Origin of the sequence: Rhizobium sp. Leaf371, from assembly GCF_001424045.1 — a bacterium.
In the GTDB taxonomy this organism is placed as follows: Bacteria; Pseudomonadota; Alphaproteobacteria; order Rhizobiales; family Rhizobiaceae; genus Ferranicluibacter.
The window spans coordinates 166,222-187,095 of record NZ_LMQB01000024.1; the positions used below are offsets into that span (position 1 = coordinate 166,222).

Consider the following 20,874-nt stretch of genomic DNA (forward strand, 5'->3'; position numbering starts at 1 on the left):
AGCCGGCTTTTTTAAGCGGCGGCCTTGAGCTGCGCGGCCTTCTGGGTTGCAAATGCCCAGTCGAACCAGGGCATCAGCGCCTGGAGGTCGGCGGTGTCGATGGTCGCGCCGGCCCAAATGCGGAAGCCCGAGGGGGCATCGCGATAGGCGCCGATATCATGGGCGACGCCCTGCTTTTCGAGCAGTGCCACCATGCCCTTGGCAAAGGCGTCCTGCTGGTCGGGCGCAAGCGCCGTGACGGCGGGATCCACGATCCTGAGGCAGACGGACGTGTTGGAGCGGGTCTCGGCGACGTCGGCCAGATTGGCGATCCAGTCGGTCTTCTCGACATAATCGAAGATGACCTGCGCATTGGCATCCGCCCGCGCCATCAGCGCGTTGAGGCCGCCGAGCGACTTCGCCCATTGCAGCGCATCGATGTAATCCTCGACGCAGAGCATGGAGGGCGTGTTGATCGTCTCGCCCTGGAAAATGCCTTCGACGATCTTGCCGCCCTTGGTCATGCGAAAAATCTTCGGCAGCGGCCAAGCCGGAGTGTAGCTTTCCAGACGCGCGACGGCGCGCGGGGACAGGATGAGCACGCCATGACCGCCCTCGCCGCCCAGCACCTTCTGCCAGGAAAAGGTGACGACATCGAGCTTGGAGAAATCGAGGTCCTGCGCGAAGGCGCCGGAGGTCGCGTCGCAGATCGTCAGGCCCTGGCGGTCGGCGGGAATGAAATCGGCGTTGGGAACGCGGACGCCAGAGGTGGTGCCGTTCCAGGTGAAGACGACATCGCGATTGAAATCGATCGTGGAGAGATCGGGCAGCTTGCCGTAATCGGCGGTGATCTTGCGGGCGTCGGGGAGCTTCAGCTCCTTGACGACGTCGGAAACCCAGCCGGAGCCAAAACTTTCCCAGGCGACCATGTCGACGCCGCGCTCGCCCAGCAGCGACCACATCGCCATTTCCACGGCGCCCGTGTCGGAGGCGGGAACGATGCCGATGCGGTAGTCCGCCGGCACGTTCAGGACCTCACGGGTCAGATCGATGGCTTGTTTGAGCTTGGCTTTGCCGACCTTGGCGCGATGCGACCGGCCGAGCGGTGCATCGGAGAGTGCATCCAGCGACCAACCGGGGCGCTTGGAGCAAGGTCCAGACGAAAAATGGGTGTTCGCCGGACGGAGGTCCGGTGTCGCAGTCGTATTCATGATGGCTACCCTTCCAGATAGAAAGCACCTCGTTAGGGAGGCGTGTCCTGCCCTCGCAGATACAGAAACCGCTCATGGAAGGCAAGACAAAATTCGACGGTGCCATCCGGCCGCCGACTGTCAGGCCGGGGATCCCGTGCCCGGATATTGTCGAGGCGACGCGGCGCGCACCCTAGCGCGACCGGCCGCCATGGACGGCGAGCGCCAGGGCGTAGCCGGCCAGGAGGGCCGCCGCGAGGCTGGTCATCGGGTGATCGTTGACGGTGGTATGAACGGTGGTGCGGATCGTTTCGACGGCGTCGGCGCGGCGCTTCGAAATGCGGCTGCGGAGCGTCTCGATCTCCGCCTTCAGCGCGGTCACCGTGTCGGCGGCGTCGCTGGAGGACTGGTCTTCCTTGGCGGCGAGCGCCTCATCGACCAGCGGGGCGTCGGTGTGGCCCTCGGTGGTGTCGTCGGGATCGATCGTGCCGCGGGGGATGGGGTTTCCGATATCGGTCATGGCGGGCTCCTCTGTTGGAGCCAGAACAACCGGACCGCAACAAGGTTCCGCCCGCCTCGTTCATCCCGACCAGGCGAGATCTTTGTCTTTACCGCATCGTCCGACGCCGAAGCGATCCCGCTTCGGCTGGAATGCCCTAGTAGAGCTGGAAGCGCAGGCCGGCGCGGACTTCGTGGCGGGACAGGCCGTCGTCGCGCGCCGTCTCGCCGGCTCGGGCGAACATGTCGCCGGCCGCGATGTCGGAATAGCGGTAGCTGATATCGAGCTTCAGACGCTCGGTGAGATCGTAGGAGGCGCCGGCCATGAGGGCATAGGTGAAGCGCCAGCTGCTGTCGCCCGCGTAGTCGCTCCCCGAGATGGGGACGCCGCCGGATTTCGCGGTGACATCGTTCCAGTCGAGCGAGGTGGCACCGATGCCGGCGCCGAGATAGGGGGTGAAGCCGGCGACGGTCGCCAGATCCACATAGCCGTTCGCCATGATGCCGACGCCGCGCAGATCGGCCCGGTAGCGCGCGGTGGTCCCGGTCGCGTCGCTGGTGCCGGAGAAACGGCCCTCGAAGAGGTCCGCGGTGATATCGGCGCGCAGGATGTCGGTGAAGCGGTAGCCGAGGCCGAGCGTGCCGGAGACGGGACGGTCGAAGCGATCGTCGTCGAAGCGGCTGCGGGTGCCGCCGACCGAGAGGTCGGAGCCGGTATCGGGGCGGAAGGCGGCCACGCCGAGATCGGCGCGGAGATAGAGGCCGGTCGAGACGGTCTCGGCTGCGATGGTGACCTCTGGCGCCGACAGGAGCACATCCTCGGCCTGTGCCGCCGGCGAGAGACCGAGGCCTGCCGCGAGGAAGGCTGCCGCGATGGTCGCGCGGCCCGGAACGACCGATCCTGCAGTGCCCGAATGTGAAAGACGCGTCATGGAGCCCTCGATTGCCGGTGCCCCGCCGGTCCGCGAATCAGGCGACCGGGGGAGGAACAGGCGTTAACTTTTGGGCCGGTATGGTTAATGCCGCGTTAACGCGGGGGCGCCCTCTCAGGCGGCAAGCCCGGCGTTGCGGGCATCTGCAAAGGACGCGGGACGCTCCGCCATGACGCTCGCCTCGAAAACGACATCCGCCTCGGCAAGCCTGTAGTGCACCGGCGGTCCGGGATCCCGGCGGACATCGAGCGGGCCGGCGCCGGCAGTGCCCGGCTGGCCGAGACCGTCGATCAAGGCGTTGATATCGACCTCGCGGGCCACAAGGCACTGGAGAAGGAGGCACACGGCGGCATCCGACAGGCTGTCCACGGGCACGATCCGCTCGAAAATCTGGTCCATGCCGCTATGGCCGGTGATCCGCCAGAAGTGTCTTTCCATCGTCGCGTCCCGTCAAGTTTTCATCGAATCATCCGGGATCGACCCTAACCCGCGAGGCGGAGCGCACAAGCAACCCACGGCACCGCCCGCCATGCTGGTTAAGACGGCGTCAACAGGCCACCCGCTTCGTGTGCCGGAAACGCACGAAAGCCGCCCTTGCGAGGCGGCTTTGCGGCATTTCGGACAGGGGATGCTTACTTGTAGACGGGCTGTTCGACCGGATAGTCCGGCACATAGGCTGCCTGATCGCAACCGCCGAAGTTGTAGCGCAGGCCGGCGCGGGCTTCGTGGACATTGATGCCCTTGTCGCGGCCGGGGCCGCCGCTCGCCTTATAGCCGAACATGTCGCCGCCGACGATCTGGCGGAAGCGATAGCCGACGTCGGCCTGCAGGTTGCAGGTGATGTCGATCGCCGTACCGGCCATGAGGCCGTAGGTGAAGCGCCACTTGCGCTTGCCGCCATGCTCGAACGTGTCGTCGCAATTGTTGGGGTTGCCGGATTCGCAGCTGGTGTTCTTCAGCTTGTCCCAGCGCACCTGCGTGCCGCCGATGCCGGCGCCGACATACGGGGTGAAGATGCCGTAGGTGCCGATATCGACATAGGCGTTGGCCATCAGGCTCCAGGCGGTCATCGAGGAAATGTCGCGCGAGGTGCAGAACGTGGCGACGCCGCAGCTGCCGCTGGTGGAGCCTTCGAAATCGGTCTTGCCGAGGTGATCGAGCGTCAGATCCGTGCGCAGGTGCTTGGTGATCTGGTAACCGACGCCGATGCCGCCGGTCCAGGTGTCGTCGAGATCGTAGCTGTCGAAATCGCGCTCGTAGGAATTCGATCCCTGGTAGAATTTCGCGCCGCGCAGCTTGGTGAAGGCGTAGCCGACATCGCCGCGCAGATACCAGCCGCTGGCTTCGCTGACCTCGACGGGGGCTGCTTCGACGACGGGTTCGAGCGGGGGCTGATAGAGGTCGGCGGCAAAGGCGACGGTGCCGGTCAGCATAGCTGCCACAACGCCGAGCACGATAGTCTTCATGGCTCACTCCATTACAATGTTGTGTCAGCCCACCTCATCGTGCAGCCCGACCGTCCTGTTGACGGGCATCATGACGGAGATTGGTTAAGCTGCGCTTAACCACAAATCTTCACCTTGTTTCGAGATAAAAAAACCCGGCCGAAGCCGGGTTTCAAACGTCGATCATCCGTGTTGGGACGCTTAAGCCGCGTGTCGGGCCGAGCCGATGACGGAGACGAGCTCGTCGACGATGCGCTCCACCTGGCCGCGATCGTCGCCTTCCGCCATGACGCGGATCAGAGGCTCGGTGCCGGAGGGGCGGATGAGCAGGCGGCCGGTCTTCGACAGCGCGGCCTCGGCATCGGCGATCGCCTGGCGCACGGCATTGTCTTCGAGCGGCGCACCGGCGGAGACGCGCACGTTTTTCAGCACCTGCGGCACGGGGGTGAACTTGTGGCAGATCTCGCTCACGGGCTTGCCGAGCCGCTTGACGCTGGAGAGCACCTGCAACGCGGCAACGAGGCCATCGCCCGTCGTGCCGAAATCCGACAGGACGATATGGCCGGACTGCTCGCCGCCGATGTTGAAGCCCTTCTCGCGCATATGCTCGACCACATAGCGGTCGCCGACCTTGGTGCGCTGGAGCGACAGCTTGCGGCTCTGCAGATAGCGCTCGAGCCCGAGATTGGACATGACGGTGGCGACGATGCCGCCGCCGCGCAGGGTGCCTTCGGCCGCCCAGCTATCGGCGATGACGGCCATCAGCTGGTCGCCATCGACGATGCTGCCCTTCTCGTCCACGATCAGCACGCGGTCGGCATCGCCATCGAGCGCGATGCCGATATCGGCGCGCACCTCGTGCACCTTCTTCGACAGCGCCGCCGGGCTGGTGGAGCCGCAATCCAGATTGATATTGGTACCGTTCGGCTCGGTGCCGATCGACACCACGTCCGCACCGAGCTCCCAGAGGGCGGCGGGCGCGACCTTGTAGGCGGCGCCATTGGCGCAATCGATGGCGATGCGCAGGCCCTTGAGCGTGACGTCGCGGGGCAGCGTGCGCTTGGCATGCTCGATATAGCGGTCATGGACGCCGTCGATGCGCTTGGCGCGGCCGATCTCGTTGGAGCGGGCGAGCTGCATCGACAGGTCCTGGTCGAGCAGTTCCTCGATCTGGCTCTCGATATCGTCCGAAAGCTTGTAGCCGTCCGGGCCGAACAGCTTGATGCCGTTGTCCTCGAACGGATTGTGCGAGGCGGAGATCATCACGCCGATATCCGCGCGCAGCGACCGCGTCAGCATGGCGACGGCGGGCGTGGGAATGGGGCCGAGGACGAAGGCATCGACACCCGCCGCGGTGAAGCCGGCGACCATGGCGTTCTCCAGCATATAGCCGGACAGCCGCGTATCCTTGCCGATGACGACCCGGTGGCGGTGGGCGCCGCGCCGGAAGATGGTGCCGACGGCGATGCCGACCCGCATGGCGAGATCCGGCGTCATCGGGAAAATGTTGGACTGCCCGCGAATGCCGTCGGTGCCGAAATATCTGCGCTTCATGATCGCTCCATCCTATCGTCCAAACCGTCTTGTGCTGGCCGTCTTCTGCTGGCCGTCTGCCCGAAGGCGAGGCCGGGCCGGACGCCCCTGTCTTCTTCGCACGCGCGGTGCGTCGTCGTCCTTCTGCCACAGACACGCAGAAAACGGCATCCTCCGGGCCATCAGAAATGATTACACGTCGTTACCTTCGCAAAGCTGACCCGAAATGCGGACGGCAGACGCGCCGAGAACCACGCACGCGGGACGCGCCGTGGGGGAAACAGTTCGGACGAGGCGCTGGAAGCTGCCGCGGTAAGTAGAAGTTGGAAGATGACATCTTCCAGCGCCTCGTTCGGTGGTTTTTCCCGCAGCCCGGCCGTCTCGAAGAGGATTCCCTCGGCTTCACCCGAGAGCGCGTCCGGCAGTCACGGCGCGGCTTGCCGCCGCCTTGCCAGGTTTCACAGGACGATCGCGGTTTCAACGATCGCCGCCTCTTGTATGACATCGCCACACCGCAGGCCTTTCTGAGGTCCCACGGCTGACGGCCTTTTCGCGAGCCCGACGATGAGGATGTGCGTCATCCCCTCACAATCGGCACCGGCCCCGCCTCGCCGGAACGCCTTCCGGTGCATCCGATAACGGGACGAGCCCGACGATGAGGATGTGCGTCATCCCCTCACAATCGGCACCGGCCCCGCCTCGCCGGAACGCCTTCCGGTGCATCCGATAACGGGACGAGGCCAGTATGGTGCTGGAAAAATCGGGCGGGGAAAAGAAAGCGCGAAAAAAAGGATGGCCCGACAGAAAAAATCCTCCGGCTTGCGCCGGAGGATGTCGATGTCGGGGGTCGTGCTGAGGGTGGTTCAGGCTCGCGCCTTATTGCGGCTGCGGCTCCAGACCGCCTTCGGCTTCGCCCTTCGGCGTGGTGCCGTCCTTCTTGGTGCCGGTCGAGGGGACGGCCGAGCCGCGATGCGGCGGCGAGTCGTCGCCGAGGTCGCGGGCGGGCTTGTCGCCGCGGATCAGCGCCTTGATTTCTTCCCCGGTCAGCGTTTCGTATTCCAACAGGCCTTCCGCCACCGCCACGAACTGCGAGTTCATGTCGGTGATGATCCGGCGGGCCTCGTCATAGGCCTCGTCGATCAGCCGGCGCACCTCGTTGTCGATCTTCTGCGCCGTGGCTTCCGACACGTTCTTCGACTGCGAGACGGAGTGGCCGAGGAAGACTTCCTGCTGGTTTTCGCCGTAGGAGACCTGGCCGAGCTGGTCGGAGAAGCCCCACTGCGTGACCATGGCGCGGGCAAGCTTGGTCGCCTGCTCGATATCGGACGACGCGCCGGAGGTGATGTTTTCCTTGCCGAAAGTGATTTCCTCGGCAACGCGGCCGCCCATCATGATGGCGAGGCGCGAGACCATCCACTTGTAGCTCATCGAATAGCGGTCGCCCTCGGGCAGCTGCATGACCATGCCGAGCGCGCGACCGCGCGGAATGATGGTGGCCTTGTGCAGCGGATCGGCAGCGGGAACCTTGAGTGCGACAATGGCATGGCCGGCTTCGTGATAGGCCGTCAGCTTCTTCTCGGACTCGGTCATGGCGGAGTTGCGGCGTTCCGCACCCATCATGATCTTGTCCTTGGCATCCTCGAACTCGGCCATGGTGACGACGCGCTTGTTGCGGCGGGCGGCCATCAGGGCGGATTCGTTGACGAGGTTCATCAGGTCCGCACCGGAAAAGCCGGGCGTACCGCGGGCGAGGATCTTCAGATCGACGTTCGGTGCGAGCGGCACGTTGCGGACGTGAACCTTGAGGATACGCTCGCGGCCGTTGATATCCGGGTTGGGAACGACGACCTGACGGTCAAAGCGGCCCGGACGCAGCAGCGCGGGATCGAGAACGTCGGGACGGTTGGTCGCGGCGATGAGGATGATGCCCTCGTTCGCCTCGAAGCCGTCCATTTCGACCAAGAGCTGGTTCAGCGTCTGCTCGCGTTCGTCGTTGCCGCCGCCGAGACCCGCACCGCGGTGACGACCGACGGCATCAATTTCGTCGATGAAGATGATGCAGGGCGCATTCTTCTTGGCCTGCTCGAACATGTCGCGGACGCGGCTGGCGCCGACACCGACGAACATTTCGACGAAGTCCGAACCCGAGATCGTGAAGAACGGCACATTGGCTTCGCCGGCGACCGAGCGGGCGAGCAGCGTCTTGCCGGTGCCCGGAGGGCCGACGAGCAGAACGCCGCGCGGAATGCGACCGCCGAGGCGCTGGAATTTTTGCGGATCGCGCAGGAATTCGACGATTTCCTCGAGATCCTGCTTGGCTTCGTCCACGCCGGCGACGTCATCGAAAGTGATGCGGCCATGCGCTTCGGTGAGGAGCTTCGCCTTGGACTTGCCAAAACCCATGGCGCCGCGCGAGCCGCCCTGCATCTGCCGCATGAAGAACAGCCAAACGCCGAGGATCAGCAGCATGGGGAGCAGCGTGCCGATGAAGCTCAGGAAGCCGTTCGACCCATCCGTTTCCGGACGGACGGTGACCGTCACGTTCTTGGCTTCGAGCCGCTCGGTCAGCGCCGTGTCCACGGAGGGCGCATAGGTCTGGAAGGTCGCGCCGCTCTCGTTATAGGTGCCGAGCACCTTGTTGCCGGTGATAACAACGTCCTTGACGCGGCTGCCATCGACATCCTTCAGGAACTGCGAGAACGGAACTTCCCGCGAGCCGCTTCGCTCGGACGGCTGCTGAAACATGCTGAACAGCGCTATCAGCAACAGAGCGATAATGGCCCAGAGGGCAAGATTACGAAAATTAGGGTTCATCGAACTCCCCGGAACCGGTGCTGGCCCCGCGACCGGGGCTCATATTTCTTCGCTAACATAGGGTTCGCGAGAGGCCTTGCCAAGGCAATCCGCCTTTTGGCTGATCATTTCATCGCGATATCGTCAACCGGACAGGCCGGATAGGGCGCGCGGCCGATCTTTGCGGCCATGCTTTGCGCGATCATCAGGTCGAAACGCGGCAAAAAGGTGTCGTAGGGCGCGATGACCGGGCTGAGGCAAAAGGCCTCGTTTCCGGCGGGGGTGCCATCCGGGGAGAGCATCTGGGGAGAGGCTCGACCGACGCGGCCGGCGATGCCGGCGGGGATGTCTCGGGAGGTGATCCTTGCCGTCAGCGCGGGATCTCCGCCGGCCTTTACCGTGAGCGGGACTGCGCCCGTGTTCTCGACCGTGAATCGGCCGTCCCAGACGATGGACTGGCCGGGTGCGACGATTAAGGGCGGCGGGAGATTGCGGCGCTCGCGATAGACGAACAGGCGCCCGCCGCGCCGCTCGAACACGCAGCTGCCGGCGGTGGCGGCGGTGGCCGCGGGATCGCCCAGAGACGAGACCAGGCGGGCGACGGTCTCCTGCCCGATCGGATGCGGCTTTCCGGCGAGCGTGGCGGCGAGAAGCGCGAGCAGACGCTGCCAACCGGCATCGGCAAGGTCGAGATCGGCAAGCGCGATCTCGGCGGCCACGGCCTCATGGATGCGGACATGGCGCGTGAGACGGTCCGACAGGAGAGCTGCGGAGCGGAGGCGCCCTGCTGCGGCATCCGGCGGGGCGGTTTCGGCTTCCGCCGCCGAGGGCCGGGGTCCGGCCTTGCGGATACGGACGCGCTCGAAACGGGGATCGTCATTGCTCGGATCGTCGATCCAGCCCTCCCCGCGCGATGTCAGCATCTCCCGCACGGCCTGCCGGCGAATGCCAAGAAACGGTCGGCAGATCCAGAGCCGGCGGCCGAAGAGAACGGCGTCCGCCATGCCGGCCAGGCCTATGGGAGGCAGGCCGATGGGAGGCATTTCGAGGGGGATACGGTCGCGATCCACCCCGCCCTGCCGGCTCCGGGCGGCGCGCATGGCGATGGTCTCCGCCTGGTCGTCGGCGGAATGGCCGGTGACGACGAGATCGGCCCCGAAGGTCTCGGCCGCTGCGCAGAGGAGGCGGTAGCGGGCGAGACGCGCTTCCGCCTGCAGGCCGGAGGTGACGCCTGAATGCGACCAGCGGGCGACATGGTGGGGGATGCCGAGCCCCTGGCAGCGCCGGGCGACGGCCGCAGCCTCGGCCGCGGACCCGGGGCGCAGGGCGTGATCAATGGTGCAGGCGACGAGGCGATGGGGCGCGCCGAACGTCTTCAGCGCGTGATGAAGGGCGAGGAGCAGGCCGATCGAATCGCTGCCGCCGGAGACGGCGACGAGGATGGTGGACGATGGGTGCAGGCGCGTGAGGAAATGATGGGCCGCAGCGATGGGCTGGTCGATGCGGGGCTGGTCGATGTGGGGCTGGTCGATGTGGGGCTGGTCGATGTGGGGCTGGCCAATGCCGGGCTCGGGTGTCGCAAGCGTCGCACGCTCGGGCTCGGACGTCTCGGCATCGGCATCGGCCGGCGCGGGCGGCCGCATCAGCAGGACAGGCGGCTCTGCTCGCTCGTGACCTTGGCCTTCACCGCAGGCGAGGCCTTGGGATAGCGCTTGCCGACCTCGCGCAGCGTCGCGCAGGCGGTTTCCTTGTTGTCGAGCGCGGCCAGCGACATGCCGAGCTTCAGGAGCATTTCCGGCGCCTTGGGCGACTTGGAAAAGGCCTGATGCGCATTGAGGAACGTCTTGGCGCTGTCGTTGAACTTGCCCTGGGAATATTGGGCCTCGCCCATCCAGAAGCTGGCATCCGCCGCCTTCTCGCCCTTGGGGAAGGCTTCGAGATAGTCGCGGAACTCGTTTTCGGCCTGGCTGTAATCGCCCGAGAGCACATGGCCATAGGCCGACTGGTAGAGATCGCCGGGATTGTCGAGGCTCGCGGTCTGCTGCTCGGTCTCGGGCGTGGAATTGAGGCCGGGCGCGGCGCGCGTGTTCGGATCGGTGGAAGCGACCGAGCCGATGTCGGTGCCCGGCCCGGCACCCGGATTAGCACCGGGATCCGGCAGGTTTTCCGCATTGGTGCCGATCGGGTTGCCGGCATCGTCGAGGATGATCTGGCCGAGCGTCGTCGGCAGGCTGCCCTGAGAGCCGGTGGCCGCGCCCGGGGCAACGCCCGGCACGCCGCGGGCGGCCGTCTCCGATCCCGTGCTTGCGCCGGGATCGGTAACGGTTGCCGACGGTGCCGTGCGACCGGTGGTCGCCATGGCCTCGTTGGAGGTGCGCGGCGTTTCGAGCGCCCCGCTCTTGCGCGGAGCCGCAGGCTTGCCGCCTTCGAGATCCTGAAAGCGCAATTCGTTGTCTTCCTGGAACTTCCGGATCTGCTCCTGCATCTGCAGGAGCTGGAAGCTCATTTCCTCGATACGCCCGTTGAGGGAGCGGATCGTTTCCTCGAGTTGCCCGATGCGCCCGGCCTCGCTGGCCTGTACCTTCAGCACTGGCGCTTGTGGCGCGGGCTTCGTGTCGTTGCGGTGGAACGTCTTGTCCAACCAGCCGGAAAGCGGCATGGCAGTCACGGGCTGGCTCAGCGACCCGAAGGCGCCAAGACCGATCATGGCTGCCACGACAATGTTCTTCATGTCATGTGTCCCGTTCGATACCGATCATGTCGCAGGCCGAGGCGAAGGAAGCCCGCCTCTACCGCACTGCAACCGCCGCACAGTTTTCCAATTGCCTGCAAAAAGCAACGGAGTTCGGTCAAAGTGTGACGAAAAAGAAAGGCGGCCCTTGCGGACCGCCTCCCCCAACCAAAAGCTCGTGTCGACGCGCGGGACCGGCGAGCCGTGTGCCCGCCGAAACCGGTCGTTCGAGACTTACATGTTGCCGCCGCCGAGAACGGTGACCGAGCGGCGGTTCTGCGACCAGCAGGAAATGTCGTCGCAGACGGCGACCGGCTTTTCCTTGCCGTAGGAGATGGTGCGCATGCGGCCGGCCGGAACGCCCTGGCCCGAGAGGAACTCCTTGGCGGCGGCGGCGCGACGGGCGCCGAGCGCCAGGTTGTATTCGCGCGTGCCGCGTTCGTCGGCATGGCCTTCGACGGTGATCTGGTAGTTCGGATACTTGGCCAGCCACTGTGCCTGGCGCGACAGGGTCGCCTGGGCATCGGCGCGGATGGACGACGAGTCCGTGTCGAAGAAGATGCGGTCGCCGACATTGACCGTGAAGTCCTGCTGGGAGCCCGGCGTTGCCGAACCGCCGGCGCCGAGGCCGAGGCCGGCGGCATCGTTCGGCATGTTGTTCTTCTTGGAGGCGCAGCCTGTAATGGCCAGCGACAGGAACAGGGCGATCGCGACGGGATTGCGTGCGAGGGACTGAAGACGGCCTGTGGCCGGGACGTGAATGCGGCTCATGAGCCGGTCTCCTTGGTAAGCGAAGGTCGGGAAGACGTGAAGTTTAGGGTTGCCGAACTGTAACCGGAAGCGGTTAACCTTCATGCAACGGAGATGGTTAAAACTCTCTCAACACGCGACCATCGCGTGGGTCGTAATCCGTCTTTTGCGGCGGGAAAGCGGCATTTGGCCCCATTTCCCACCGCAATCGCGAGATCTGGCTATTCCAGAAGCGGCGACCAGGCCGGGTCGGAAGCAAAGCCCTGCGTGGCGACGCGCTGCTCGTTATAGCCCGTGAGGTCGATGGAATAGAGCTGCGGACCGCCGGCACCGGCATCCTGGCGGAAGAACATCAGCACGCGGCCGTTCGGCGCCCAGGTCGGGCCTTCATTGTGGAAGCCCGAGGTCAGGATACGCTCGCCCGAGCCGTCCGGCTTCATCACGCCGATCGAGAACTTGCCGCCCGACTGCTTGGTGAAGGCGATGAGGTCGCCGCGGGGCGACCAGACCGGCGTCGAATAGGAGCCGTCGCCGAACGAGATGCGCGTCTGGCCGGAGCCGTCCGCCCCCATGACGTAGAGCTGCTGACGGCCGCCGCGGTCGCTTTCGAACACGATGCGCGCACCGTCCGGCGAATAGGACGGCGAGGTATCGATGGCCGGCGTCGAGGTCAGGCGCGTCGTCGTGCGCGATCGCAGGTCCATCGTGTAGATATTGGCGTTGCCCTCCTGCTGGAGGCTCATGATGACGCGCTGGCCATCCGGCGAGAAGCGCGGCGCGAAGGTCATGCCGGGGAAGTTGCCGACCACCTCGCGCTGTCCGGTTTCCAGCTGCAGCAGGTAGACCCGCGGCTCCTGGCCCTCGAACGACATATAGGTGATTTCCTGGCGGCTCGGCGAGAAGCGCGGCGTCAGCACGATGTCGTTGGAATTGGTGATGGCGCGCGCATTGGCGCCGTCCTGGTCCATGATGGCGAGCTGGCGCTTGCGGGCCGTCTTCGGGCCGCTTTCGGCGACATAGACGACGCGGGTATCGAAATAGCCCTCTTCGCCGGTGATTTCCTTGTAGATCGCGTCCGCGATGATGTGGGCGAGACGGCGCCAGTTTTCCGGCTGGGTGAAATATTGCTGGCCGGTGATCTGGTTCTGCGCGGTGGCATCCCACAGGCGGAACTGGGCCTTCAGGCGGCCATCGCCCTCCTGCGTCACGCGGCCGGTGACGAGCGCCTGCACGTTGAGCACGCGCCAGTCTTCAAAGCGCGGCGGCGCATCCGGATTGGTGACCTTCTCGATGAAGGCCTTGCGATCGACCGGCGCGAACAGGCCCGACCGTTTCAGGTCGGCCGCCACGACGTCCGAGATCTTCTGCCCCATCTCCCCTTGCAGGAAGTCGGTGATGGCGATCGGCAGCGGCTCGACATTGCCCCGGTTGATGTTGATCTCGACGCGCGCATGCGCCGGGCCGGTCGCAACAGCGACCAGACCCGTCAACGCGACGAAGAGCCGGAAAAAGGTGCGTCTAAGCATGATTACGGAGCCTCTCAGCAGTCCATTCGGTATGATGACGGCCATCCCGCGAAGCGATGGCCGGTGTGATGTCGTTGGTGTTCGCAGAGCCGGCGGTCACAGCAGCATGTCCGACGGATCGAAGTGGATGACGACTTCCTGCCAGGAGTCGTATTTGTCGGCCGGCAGCTTGAACGGTGCGGAGCGGCGCACGGCGCGCGTGGCGCTGCCGATCATGGCGCGCTGCGAGGTGGGCGTGCCCCCCGTCGCTTCGACCTCGGGCTGGCCGACGATCTCGCCCTGGGGATCGAGCTGGATGGTGACGGTGATCACCATGCCCTCGAGATCCGCCATGCCGGGGATGATCGACCAGTTCTTCTGGATCGCGCCCTTCAGCGCGTCCATCTCGCTCAGCGACAGCGTGTTGCCGGTCGTCGTCTTCTTGCCGCCGAGCGCTGCCTTGTCCTGCGAGCGCTTGGCGCCGCCACCCGACGAGTCCGTCTTGTTGAGGAGGGCTGCCACCTCGTCGGCGTTGAAGTCGCTTTCCTTCTGGGACGACGTCTTCTTCTGTTCCTTCGGCGCCGCATCCGTCTTGCGGTCGGGCGTCTTGGCGGTCTGGGCCGCGGCGGTCTGCTCCACCTTCGGGCGCGCGGTCGGGGCCGGCACGTTTTCCGGCAGGGCGGCGGCATCCGGGCTTTCGGCGGGCGTCTGCTCGGCCGGCGTCGGTGTCTGTTCGGGCGTCGGCTCGGCCTTCGCCTCGGGCTGCGGCTTCGGATCGGGCTTGGGGTCCGGCTTCACCTCTTCCTTGGGTTCGGGAAGGGCGGCGACCTCGGTGGCCGGTTCGGCCGGCGGCTTTTCGGACGGCTTGACCTCTTCCTTCACCGGGTCCGGCGACGGCGGCGCGTCCTCCGACTTCGGCGGGGCGGCGGAGGCCTGGTTTTCGATCGGCTTGGACACCGGCTTCGGCGGCGTCTTCATGTCGACGTCGTTGTCGCCGACATTTTCGGCCTCGGGCTTGGTCTGGGGTTTTTGCGAGGGCTTGGGCGCAGACTTCTCGGCCATCGGCGCCTTGAGGTCGCCCTGCTGGATCTGGCTCATCTCGCTGATGATTTCGACGGGCACGGACTCGACCGCCGCAACCTCGAGAGGCTTCGGACTGCCGAGCGACACCAGCGCCCAGGTGAGCACCAGTCCGTGAAGCACAGCGGAGGTGGCGATGCTGCCCTTCATGTCAAAGGCTCACTTGTCCGTTTCCTGGAGGGTCACGAGACCCAGGTTCTTGAAGCCGGCCGAGGAGATGCGCGCCATGACCTTCATGACCGTTCCATAGTCCGCATTGGTATCGCCGCGCACATAGATGCGCTCTTCGTAGCCGGTCTTGGCGATGGCCTCGAGCTTCGGCACGACCTCTTCGAGGGTGATGGGGCTTTCCTGCAGGAAGATCTCGCCGGCCGGGTTGACCGAGATCGTGATCGGCTGCGTATCGGAATTCAGCGCCTTGGCCTGGGTTTCCGGCAGGTCGATCGGCACGCCGACGGTCATCATCGGTGCGGCCACCATGAAGATGATGAGCAGCACGAGCATGACGTCCACGAAGGGCGTCACGTTGATTTCGCTCATGACGGCCTTGCCGCCGCGTCCACGCCCGCGGCGTCTGCCGCCCGAGCCCTTGGATCCGCCCACTGCCATACCCATCGTCGCGGTCTCCGTCCGGTCTTATTGAGCCGCCTGGCGCGGCTGCAGCTTTTCGTCGATCTGACGCGACAGGATCGCGGAGAACTCGTCGGCAAAGCCTTCCATGCGGGAATTGATCTTGCCGGCATCCGCCGTGAACTTGTTGTAGGCGATGACGGCGGGGATGGCGGCGAGAAGGCCGATGGCGGTGGCGAGCAGCGCTTCGGCGATCCCCGGCGCCACGACGGCCAGATTGGTGGACTTCGAGCCGGCAATGGCCTGGAACGACGTCATGATGCCGATGACGGTGCCGAACAGGCCGACGAACGGGCCGGCCGAGCCGATGGTGGCGAGCGAGCCGAGGCGCGCTTCGAGCGCTTCGGATTCGCGCGACAGCGTCACGTCCATGGCCCGGTCGATGCGCATCTGCAACCCGATCGGCGAGCGCGCGCCGCGCTCGAAACTCTTCTTCCACTCGCGCATGGCCGAGACGAAGATCGCCCCCATGCCGGAGGTCTGGCGATCCGACAGCGTGCGATAGAGCTCTTCCAGCGACTGGCCCGACCAGAACACCTGCTCGAAACTATCGAGCTGGCGACGGACGCGGGCATAGCGGATGGTCTTGTCGACCACGATCGCCCAGGTCCAGACCGAGGCGGCCATGAGCCCGAGCATGACCAGCTTCACGACGAAGCCGGCCTCCATGAAAAGAGACCACAAGGTCACGTCCGTGGTCACAGCGGCCAATCCAGCCTGTTCCATGCTTTCAAATCCCCGAATCCGGACGCCCGGCAAGAGCCATCACATGCTCGACGCCAGGTCGCTCAAACGTCATTGTTTTCAAGTTCGCCCCGGCAGCCCGCCGCCGATCGCACACGTGCAATCCAAGCTTCGGGCAAACCTTTCCCGCGTAATCTTGGTCAAAGGATGACGTGCAGTGCACAAAATCCCGTGGGTCGATAAGACATCATTATGGTTAAGGGAGTGTTACCGGGGGTCTGGCCACGGGCGGAAGAGACGGCCGGACGTCAGATATCCGCGCCGAGCGCGCGGAACAGCGTCCGATACTGCCCGGCGGCGGCGTCCCAGGAGAAATCCCGGGCGCGCCTGAGCCCGTCCGCCGCAAGCCGGGTCCGCAGGCCCTCGTCCCGCATCAACGCGACGATGCCCTCGGCGATCGCCGCATCGGACGCGGGATCGACGAGCAGGGCCGCGCCGCCTGCGATCTCGTCCGTGGCGGTGGCCGCGGCGGTCAGAACCGGCGTGTTGCAGGCCATCGCCTCGACGATCGGCAGGCCGAAGCCTTCATAGAGCGAGGGAAACAGAAAGGCCTCCGCCCCCGCCATCAGCGGCCCCATATGCGCCTCCGCGACATAGCCGATCAGCCGCGTGCGCGGCACATCGGGAAGGGCCTCGACATCGCCGAAGACATGCGCCCGGCCGAGATTTCCCGAGACGACGAGCGTGATATCGTCGGGCAGCGCCGCCTGCGCGATGGCCCAGGCCCGCAGCGTCGCGGCCAGGTTCTTGCGCCGGTCGGAGGTGGCCTGCAGCAGCAGGTAGCGCGCCGGCAGGTCGAGTGCGGCGCGGGTGGCGGCGATCTCGTGCAGCGCGTGCGGGCGGAAATGGCGGCTGACGCCGTTCGGGATGACGTCGATACGGCTCTCGTCGATGCCAAGGGTCGCCGCGATCCGCGCGCGGGAGAAAGCCGAGACCGTGACGACGCGATCGACGCGCCTGACCAGCACCGGCAGGAGCGCCTTGTAGAACGCGGTGAACGAGCGGGAGAAGAATTCGGGCACATCCAGAAAGGCGACATCGTGGAGCGTGACGACCTGGCGCGCCTTCGACACCGGCCCAGTGGCCGAGGGCGACCAGAGGAGATGGCCGCGGGCGCGCACCGGCAGCACGACCTGCTCCCAGGCATGCGCCTTCATGCCGCCGAGCGGGCGATCCGGCACGAGTTCGGTCATGGGCCCGAGGCGGGACGCGATTTCGGCGGCGACGCGCTGCTGTCCGCCCATGGCGAATTGCGTGACCCTGGCATTGACGGCTATCTTCATCGACATCCCCTCATGGCCCTCCCCCGTGTGCGGAGCGATCTAGCTGCGGCTGGACATGCCCTAGCATCGGCACGTGAAGCTTCGGTTAGCGTTGACGAGAGAGGGCGGACGGCGCGGGGCCGACCTTTGTCGAGGACCGCCTCAGGCGAGGAATTTTCGGGCCAGCGCGTCCGGCAGGCGGCGCGGACGGCCGGCGGCGTTGATGACGGCGATGATGACCTTGGCGTCCATCAACAGGCGCCCGTCGCAGAGGATCTGCTGCACGAGCACCATCTTGGCGCCACCCGCCTTCTCCGTCACGGTCCGGATCTCCAGAATGTCGTCCATGCGGGCCGGAAGGCGGAAGTCGATCTCCATGCGGTGGACGACGAAGACGAGGCCTTCCGCGTCCGCCGTCAGCAGCGCCCGCTGCTCGACGCCGAGGCAGCGCAGATAGTCGGTGCGGCCGCGCTCGAGGAAATGCAGGTAGCGGGCGTGATAGACCAGGCCGGAAAAATCCGTGTCTTCGTAATAGACCCGCTGGCGGAGCGAATGCCCGTCTTCCGTCAGCCTACCCGCAATCGAGAAATCCACCGTGCCGTCGCCTCTTGCTGCCGTTATCGTCTCCGTTTGGCCGTTGTGGCGCAAAGACGCCATCGCGACAAGCATTGAACAACTGTCATAATTTCTAATTACAGCGGGAGAGACGCAAAATCCGTTCGAGAGGCGGGTTGCGGGCGGCCGGACGAACCGGGACACCAAACTCTCTAGGAGGCGACGTCATGAAGATTGCAGTGATGGGCGGCGACGGTTTCATCGGCTGGCCGACAGCCCTGCACCTGTCGCAGGCGGGCCATGACATCCACATTCTCGACAATCTCTCGCGCCGCTGGATCGACACCGAGCTCGGCGTGCAGTCCCTCACCCCGATGGACTCGATCCAGGAGCGCACGCGCATCTGGCATGCCGAGACCGGGCGCCGCATCCATTTCAACCTGATCGACCTTGGCCGCGACTACGAGCTTTTGAAGAACTGGCTGGCCGAGCACCGTCCGGACGCCGTCATCCACTTCGCCGAACAGCGCGCGGCGCCCTATTCGATGAAGAGCGACCGGCACAAGAACTACACCGTCAACAACAACGTGTCGGCGACGCACAACCTTCTGAATGCGCTGGTGGAACTGAACCTCGACGCGCATCTGGTGCATCTGGGCACGATGGGCGTCTACGGCTATTCGACCGTCGGCGCCGCGATCCCCGAAGGCTATCTGCCGGTCGGCATCACCACCGAGAGCGGCGAAACGGTGAGCCAGGAAATTCTTTACCCGGCGAACCCCGGCTCGATCTACCACATGACCAAGTGCCTCGATCAGCTGCTGTTCCAGTTCTACGCCAAGAACGACGCCCTGCGGATCACCGATCTGCACCAGGGCATCGTCTGGGGCACGCACACGCAGGAGACCCGCCGCCACGAGCAGCTGGTCAACCGCTTCGACTATGACGGCGACTATGGCACGGTGCTGAACCGCTTCCTCATCCAGTCCGCCATCGGCTATCCCCTGACCGTGCACGGCACCGGCGGCCAGACCCGCGCCTTCATCCACATCCAGGACTCGGTTCGCTGCATCGAGCTGGCGCTGAGGAACCCGCCCCAGCGCGGATCGCGCGTCGAGATCTTCAACCAGATGACCGAGACGCACCGGGTGCGCGACCTCGCCCGGATGATCTGCGACATCACCGGCGCAGAGATCGCCTGGCTGCCGAACCCGCGCAAGGAAGCGCCGGAGAACGAGCTGATCGTCAGGAACGACAAGTTCCTCGATCTCGGCCTCGCCCCGACCCGGCTGAAGGACGGGCTTCTGTCGGAGATCGTCGATGTCGCGAAGAAATACGCCTACCGGGTCGATCGCAGCCGCGTGCCCGCCGTTTCCGCCTGGACGAAGGACATCGCCGCGAAGATCGTCCACGATCCGGAAGGGCGCCGGCTGAAATCCGTCTCATGAGCGGGGGGGCTGCCCACGCCTATGTCACGCTGGTGACCAATGCGGACTACGCCATGGGCGCAAAGGCGCTGTGCCGCTCGATCCGCCGCACCGGCACGCGCGCCGACATCGTGGTGCTGCACACGCCCGCGGTCTCGGCCGGGATGCTGGCAGCGCTTGCCGCCTTCGATGTGCGGCTGATCGAAACCGGGCTTCTGCCGCTGTCGGACGCCTTCGACGAGCGGCACGCGCGGCGCAACGTCCATGCCGCGGCACCCTTCACCAAGGGGCGCAAGCCGGCCTTTCATTCGCCGCTCGACAATTTCTGCAAGCTGCGCCTCTGGCAGCTGACGGACTACGAGCGCTGCGTCTTCATCGACGCAGATGCGCTGGTGCTGCGAAACATCGACCGGCTGTTTGCCTATCCCGAATTCTGCGCCGCGCCGAACGTCTATGAGAGCCTGGCCGATTTCCACCGGATGAACTCCGGCGTCTTCGTGGCCACGCCATCGGAGGAGACGTTTCAAGCCATGCTGCAGCGGCTGGACGGGCCCCACGCCTTCTGGCCGCGCACCGACCAGAGTTTTCTCCAGGCCTTCTTTCCCGACTGGCACGGCCTGCCGGTGACGATGAACATGCTGCAATATGTCTGGTTCGCGCTGCCCGCGCTCTGGGACTGGCCGTCCATCGGCGTGCTGCACTACCAGTATGAAAAGCCGTGGGAGGCGGATCATCCGAAGGCCGAGGCGCTGAGACCGCTGATCGACCTCTGGCAGGCTTTCCATGACGGCACCGACATTCCCGACATCGCAAGCCTTCCCGGTCCGGATCTTTCCGACCGGGACACGAAGGCGGGCTGATGCGGGTGCTGGTCTCGGGCGCGAGCGGGATCGTCGGCCGCTTCGTGGTGGAGCATTTGTTGGCCCACGGCCATGAGGTGGTGGCGGGCGTCCGGGCCGTGACAAGCGCCCCGCCCGTCTTACAGACCTCATTCTCGCGACAGGTCAAGACCGTTCCGCTGTCGCTCGACCCCGCGGCGGCGGCGCCGGATTTCGGCGGGATCGACGCCTTCGTCCACGCCGCGTTCCAGCATGTGCCCGGAAGATATCGCGGCGGAGAGGGCGACGACCCCGAGGGTTTCCGGCGTGCCAATCTCGAGGGCTCGCTGGCTCTGTTTGCGGCCGCGCGCAAAGCGGGCGTGCGGCGCTGCGTCTTCCTGTCAAGCCGCGCCGTCTATGGCCGCCCGCCGGACGGCAAGCTGCTGACGGAGGAGAGGGAGCCGGCGCCCGAAAGCCTCTACGGCCTCGTCAAGTGGGAGACGGAGCAGGCACTGGCCGCCATGGACGGGGAGGATTTCGTCACGACAAGCGTCCGCGCCACGGGCGTCTACGGCCTGTTGCCCGGCCTGCCACACAAATGGGAAACTCTCGCGCGCGACTATCTCTCCGGCCGGCCGATCGCGGATCGCGTGGGGACCGAAATTCATGGCGACGACCTCGCCGCCGCCATCCTGCTGCTGCTGACCGCCGACGCCTCCCTCGTCGCAGGCCGCTCGTTCAACGCCTCGGACCTGCTGACGAGCCACCATGAGATCCTTTCGGAACTCCAGCAGGCGACGACCTGCATCCACCCGCTGCCCGACCCGGCCGACCTCTCCGGCTTCGCCCGGATGGACACGATGCGACTGCGATCTCTCGGCTGGACCCCCGGCGGCACGAAGCGCCTGCGCGCCGACATCGCATCGCTTGCCGATCGCCTCGCCAGCGGAGATGCACTCTCACAAACTGCTAACTGACGACCGACGACTCACAACTTGCCGC

At 65.7% G+C, this 20,874-nt stretch carries 19 protein-coding genes; 3 read left to right on the top strand and 16 right to left on the bottom strand.

Features of this window, described 5'->3' with window-relative positions; translation table 11 throughout:
- Positions 1-11: 11 nt before the first annotated feature.
- The 16 genes from ASG39_RS14900 to ybgC all read right to left on the bottom strand — a co-directional run bounded on the left by ASG39_RS14900 (position 12) and on the right by ybgC (position 17,666).
- Entirely contained in the window at positions 12-1,190 is a 1,179-nt protein-coding gene (locus ASG39_RS14900; protein WP_062595760.1) for a phosphoserine transaminase, read from the bottom strand.
- Positions 1,191-1,362: 172 nt separating this feature from the next.
- On the bottom strand, positions 1,363-1,689 hold the full coding sequence (locus ASG39_RS14905) for a hypothetical protein (RefSeq protein WP_062595761.1): 327 nt from the start codon (positions 1,687-1,689) through the stop codon (positions 1,363-1,365).
- A 136-nt stretch (positions 1,690-1,825) separates the two neighbouring features.
- On the bottom strand, positions 1,826-2,599 hold the full coding sequence (locus ASG39_RS14910; RefSeq protein WP_082477269.1) for an outer membrane protein: 774 nt from the start codon (positions 2,597-2,599) through the stop codon (positions 1,826-1,828).
- A 114-nt stretch (positions 2,600-2,713) separates the two neighbouring features.
- Positions 2,714-3,037 carry a hypothetical protein gene (locus tag ASG39_RS14915; RefSeq protein WP_062595762.1) on the bottom strand — a complete coding sequence of 108 codons (324 nt, stop codon included), beginning with the start codon at positions 3,035-3,037 and terminating at the stop codon, positions 2,714-2,716.
- Positions 3,038-3,231: 194 nt separating this feature from the next.
- The gene (locus ASG39_RS14920) at positions 3,232-4,065 is read right to left on the bottom strand and encodes an outer membrane protein (protein ID WP_062595763.1); all 834 of its coding nucleotides are present in this window, start codon (positions 4,063-4,065) and stop codon (positions 3,232-3,234) included.
- A 180-nt stretch (positions 4,066-4,245) separates the two neighbouring features.
- Entirely contained in the window at positions 4,246-5,598 is a 1,353-nt protein-coding gene (gene glmM, locus ASG39_RS14925) for a phosphoglucosamine mutase (RefSeq protein WP_062595764.1), read from the bottom strand.
- 855 nt (positions 5,599-6,453) lie between these two features.
- Positions 6,454-8,391: an ATP-dependent zinc metalloprotease FtsH gene (ftsH, locus tag ASG39_RS14935; RefSeq protein ID WP_062595766.1), complete on the bottom strand. Its 1,938-nt coding sequence runs from the start codon at positions 8,389-8,391 to the stop codon at positions 6,454-6,456.
- A 104-nt stretch (positions 8,392-8,495) separates the two neighbouring features.
- The gene (tilS, locus tag ASG39_RS14940; protein WP_082477270.1) at positions 8,496-10,013 is read right to left on the bottom strand and encodes a tRNA lysidine(34) synthetase TilS; all 1,518 of its coding nucleotides are present in this window, start codon (positions 10,011-10,013) and stop codon (positions 8,496-8,498) included.
- Positions 10,013-11,101 carry a tol-pal system protein YbgF gene (gene ybgF / locus ASG39_RS14945; RefSeq protein ID WP_062595767.1) on the bottom strand — a complete coding sequence of 363 codons (1,089 nt, stop codon included), beginning with the start codon at positions 11,099-11,101 and terminating at the stop codon, positions 10,013-10,015. The genes tilS and ybgF overlap by 1 nt, the downstream gene beginning before the upstream one ends.
- A 234-nt stretch (positions 11,102-11,335) precedes the next feature.
- Positions 11,336-11,872 carry a peptidoglycan-associated lipoprotein Pal gene (pal, locus tag ASG39_RS14950; protein WP_062595768.1) on the bottom strand — a complete coding sequence of 179 codons (537 nt, stop codon included), beginning with the start codon at positions 11,870-11,872 and terminating at the stop codon, positions 11,336-11,338.
- A gap of 200 nt (positions 11,873-12,072) precedes the next feature.
- Positions 12,073-13,377: a Tol-Pal system beta propeller repeat protein TolB gene (gene tolB, locus ASG39_RS14955; protein WP_062595769.1), complete on the bottom strand. Its 1,305-nt coding sequence runs from the start codon at positions 13,375-13,377 to the stop codon at positions 12,073-12,075.
- A gap of 96 nt (positions 13,378-13,473) precedes the next feature.
- On the bottom strand, positions 13,474-14,586 hold the full coding sequence (locus ASG39_RS14960; RefSeq protein ID WP_062595770.1) for a cell envelope integrity protein TolA: 1,113 nt from the start codon (positions 14,584-14,586) through the stop codon (positions 13,474-13,476).
- Positions 14,587-14,595: 9 nt separating this feature from the next.
- Positions 14,596-15,051 (bottom strand): protein TolR, encoded by a 456-nt coding sequence (gene tolR, locus ASG39_RS14965; RefSeq protein WP_062595771.1) that lies wholly within the window; start codon positions 15,049-15,051, stop codon positions 14,596-14,598.
- A 21-nt stretch (positions 15,052-15,072) separates the two neighbouring features.
- Complete coding sequence (gene tolQ, locus ASG39_RS14970) at positions 15,073-15,792, bottom strand: protein TolQ (protein WP_062475077.1); 720 nt, start codon at positions 15,790-15,792, stop codon at positions 15,073-15,075.
- 266 nt (positions 15,793-16,058) lie between these two features.
- Entirely contained in the window at positions 16,059-17,093 is a 1,035-nt protein-coding gene (locus tag ASG39_RS14975) for a glycosyltransferase family 1 protein (protein WP_156468156.1), read from the bottom strand.
- Between the two features lie 141 nt (positions 17,094-17,234).
- A complete protein-coding gene (ybgC, locus tag ASG39_RS14980) occupies positions 17,235-17,666 on the bottom strand; it encodes a tol-pal system-associated acyl-CoA thioesterase (protein WP_062595998.1) in 432 nt (143 codons plus the stop codon).
- Between the two features lie 188 nt (positions 17,667-17,854).
- Here ybgC and ASG39_RS14985 point away from each other — a divergent pair, with 188 nt between their 5' ends.
- Genes ASG39_RS14985 through ASG39_RS14995 form a run of 3 tightly spaced genes read left to right on the top strand, consistent with a single transcriptional unit; the run spans position 17,855 to position 20,849 of the window.
- A complete protein-coding gene (locus tag ASG39_RS14985; RefSeq protein WP_062595773.1) occupies positions 17,855-19,075 on the top strand; it encodes an NAD-dependent epimerase/dehydratase family protein in 1,221 nt (406 codons plus the stop codon).
- On the top strand, positions 19,072-19,914 hold the full coding sequence (locus tag ASG39_RS14990) for a glycosyltransferase (RefSeq protein WP_062595774.1): 843 nt from the start codon (positions 19,072-19,074) through the stop codon (positions 19,912-19,914). The genes ASG39_RS14985 and ASG39_RS14990 overlap by 4 nt, the downstream gene beginning before the upstream one ends.
- The gene (locus tag ASG39_RS14995; protein ID WP_156468157.1) at positions 19,911-20,849 is read left to right on the top strand and encodes an NAD-dependent epimerase/dehydratase family protein; all 939 of its coding nucleotides are present in this window, start codon (positions 19,911-19,913) and stop codon (positions 20,847-20,849) included. The genes ASG39_RS14990 and ASG39_RS14995 overlap by 4 nt, the downstream gene beginning before the upstream one ends.
- Positions 20,850-20,874: the final 25 nt, after the last annotated feature.

Bases quoted from the DNA above. Each gene is read 5' to 3' on its own strand.
- ASG39_RS14900 (WP_062595760.1), bottom strand. From the start codon at position 1,190: ATGAATACGACTGCGACACCGGACCTCCGTCCGGCGAACACCCATTTT.
- ASG39_RS14905 (WP_062595761.1), bottom strand. From the start codon at position 1,689: ATGACCGATATCGGAAACCCCATCCCCCGCGGCACGATCGATCCCGAC.
- ASG39_RS14910 (WP_082477269.1), bottom strand. From the start codon at position 2,599: ATGACGCGTCTTTCACATTCGGGCACTGCAGGATCGGTCGTTCCGGGC.
- ASG39_RS14915 (WP_062595762.1), bottom strand. From the start codon at position 3,037: ATGGAAAGACACTTCTGGCGGATCACCGGCCATAGCGGCATGGACCAG.
- ASG39_RS14920 (WP_062595763.1), bottom strand. From the start codon at position 4,065: ATGAAGACTATCGTGCTCGGCGTTGTGGCAGCTATGCTGACCGGCACC.
- glmM (WP_062595764.1), bottom strand. From the start codon at position 5,598: ATGAAGCGCAGATATTTCGGCACCGACGGCATTCGCGGGCAGTCCAAC.
- ftsH (WP_062595766.1), bottom strand. From the start codon at position 8,391: ATGAACCCTAATTTTCGTAATCTTGCCCTCTGGGCCATTATCGCTCTG.
- tilS (WP_082477270.1), bottom strand. From the start codon at position 10,013: ATGCGGCCGCCCGCGCCGGCCGATGCCGATGCCGAGACGTCCGAGCCC.
- ybgF (WP_062595767.1), bottom strand. From the start codon at position 11,101: ATGAAGAACATTGTCGTGGCAGCCATGATCGGTCTTGGCGCCTTCGGG.
- pal (WP_062595768.1), bottom strand. From the start codon at position 11,872: ATGAGCCGCATTCACGTCCCGGCCACAGGCCGTCTTCAGTCCCTCGCA.
- tolB (WP_062595769.1), bottom strand. From the start codon at position 13,377: ATGCTTAGACGCACCTTTTTCCGGCTCTTCGTCGCGTTGACGGGTCTG.
- ASG39_RS14960 (WP_062595770.1), bottom strand. From the start codon at position 14,586: ATGAAGGGCAGCATCGCCACCTCCGCTGTGCTTCACGGACTGGTGCTC.
- tolR (WP_062595771.1), bottom strand. From the start codon at position 15,051: ATGGGTATGGCAGTGGGCGGATCCAAGGGCTCGGGCGGCAGACGCCGC.
- tolQ (WP_062475077.1), bottom strand. From the start codon at position 15,792: ATGGAACAGGCTGGATTGGCCGCTGTGACCACGGACGTGACCTTGTGG.
- ASG39_RS14975 (WP_156468156.1), bottom strand. From the start codon at position 17,093: ATGAAGATAGCCGTCAATGCCAGGGTCACGCAATTCGCCATGGGCGGA.
- ASG39_RS14985 (WP_062595773.1), top strand. From the start codon at position 17,855: ATGAAGATTGCAGTGATGGGCGGCGACGGTTTCATCGGCTGGCCGACA.
- ASG39_RS14990 (WP_062595774.1), top strand. From the start codon at position 19,072: ATGAGCGGGGGGGCTGCCCACGCCTATGTCACGCTGGTGACCAATGCG.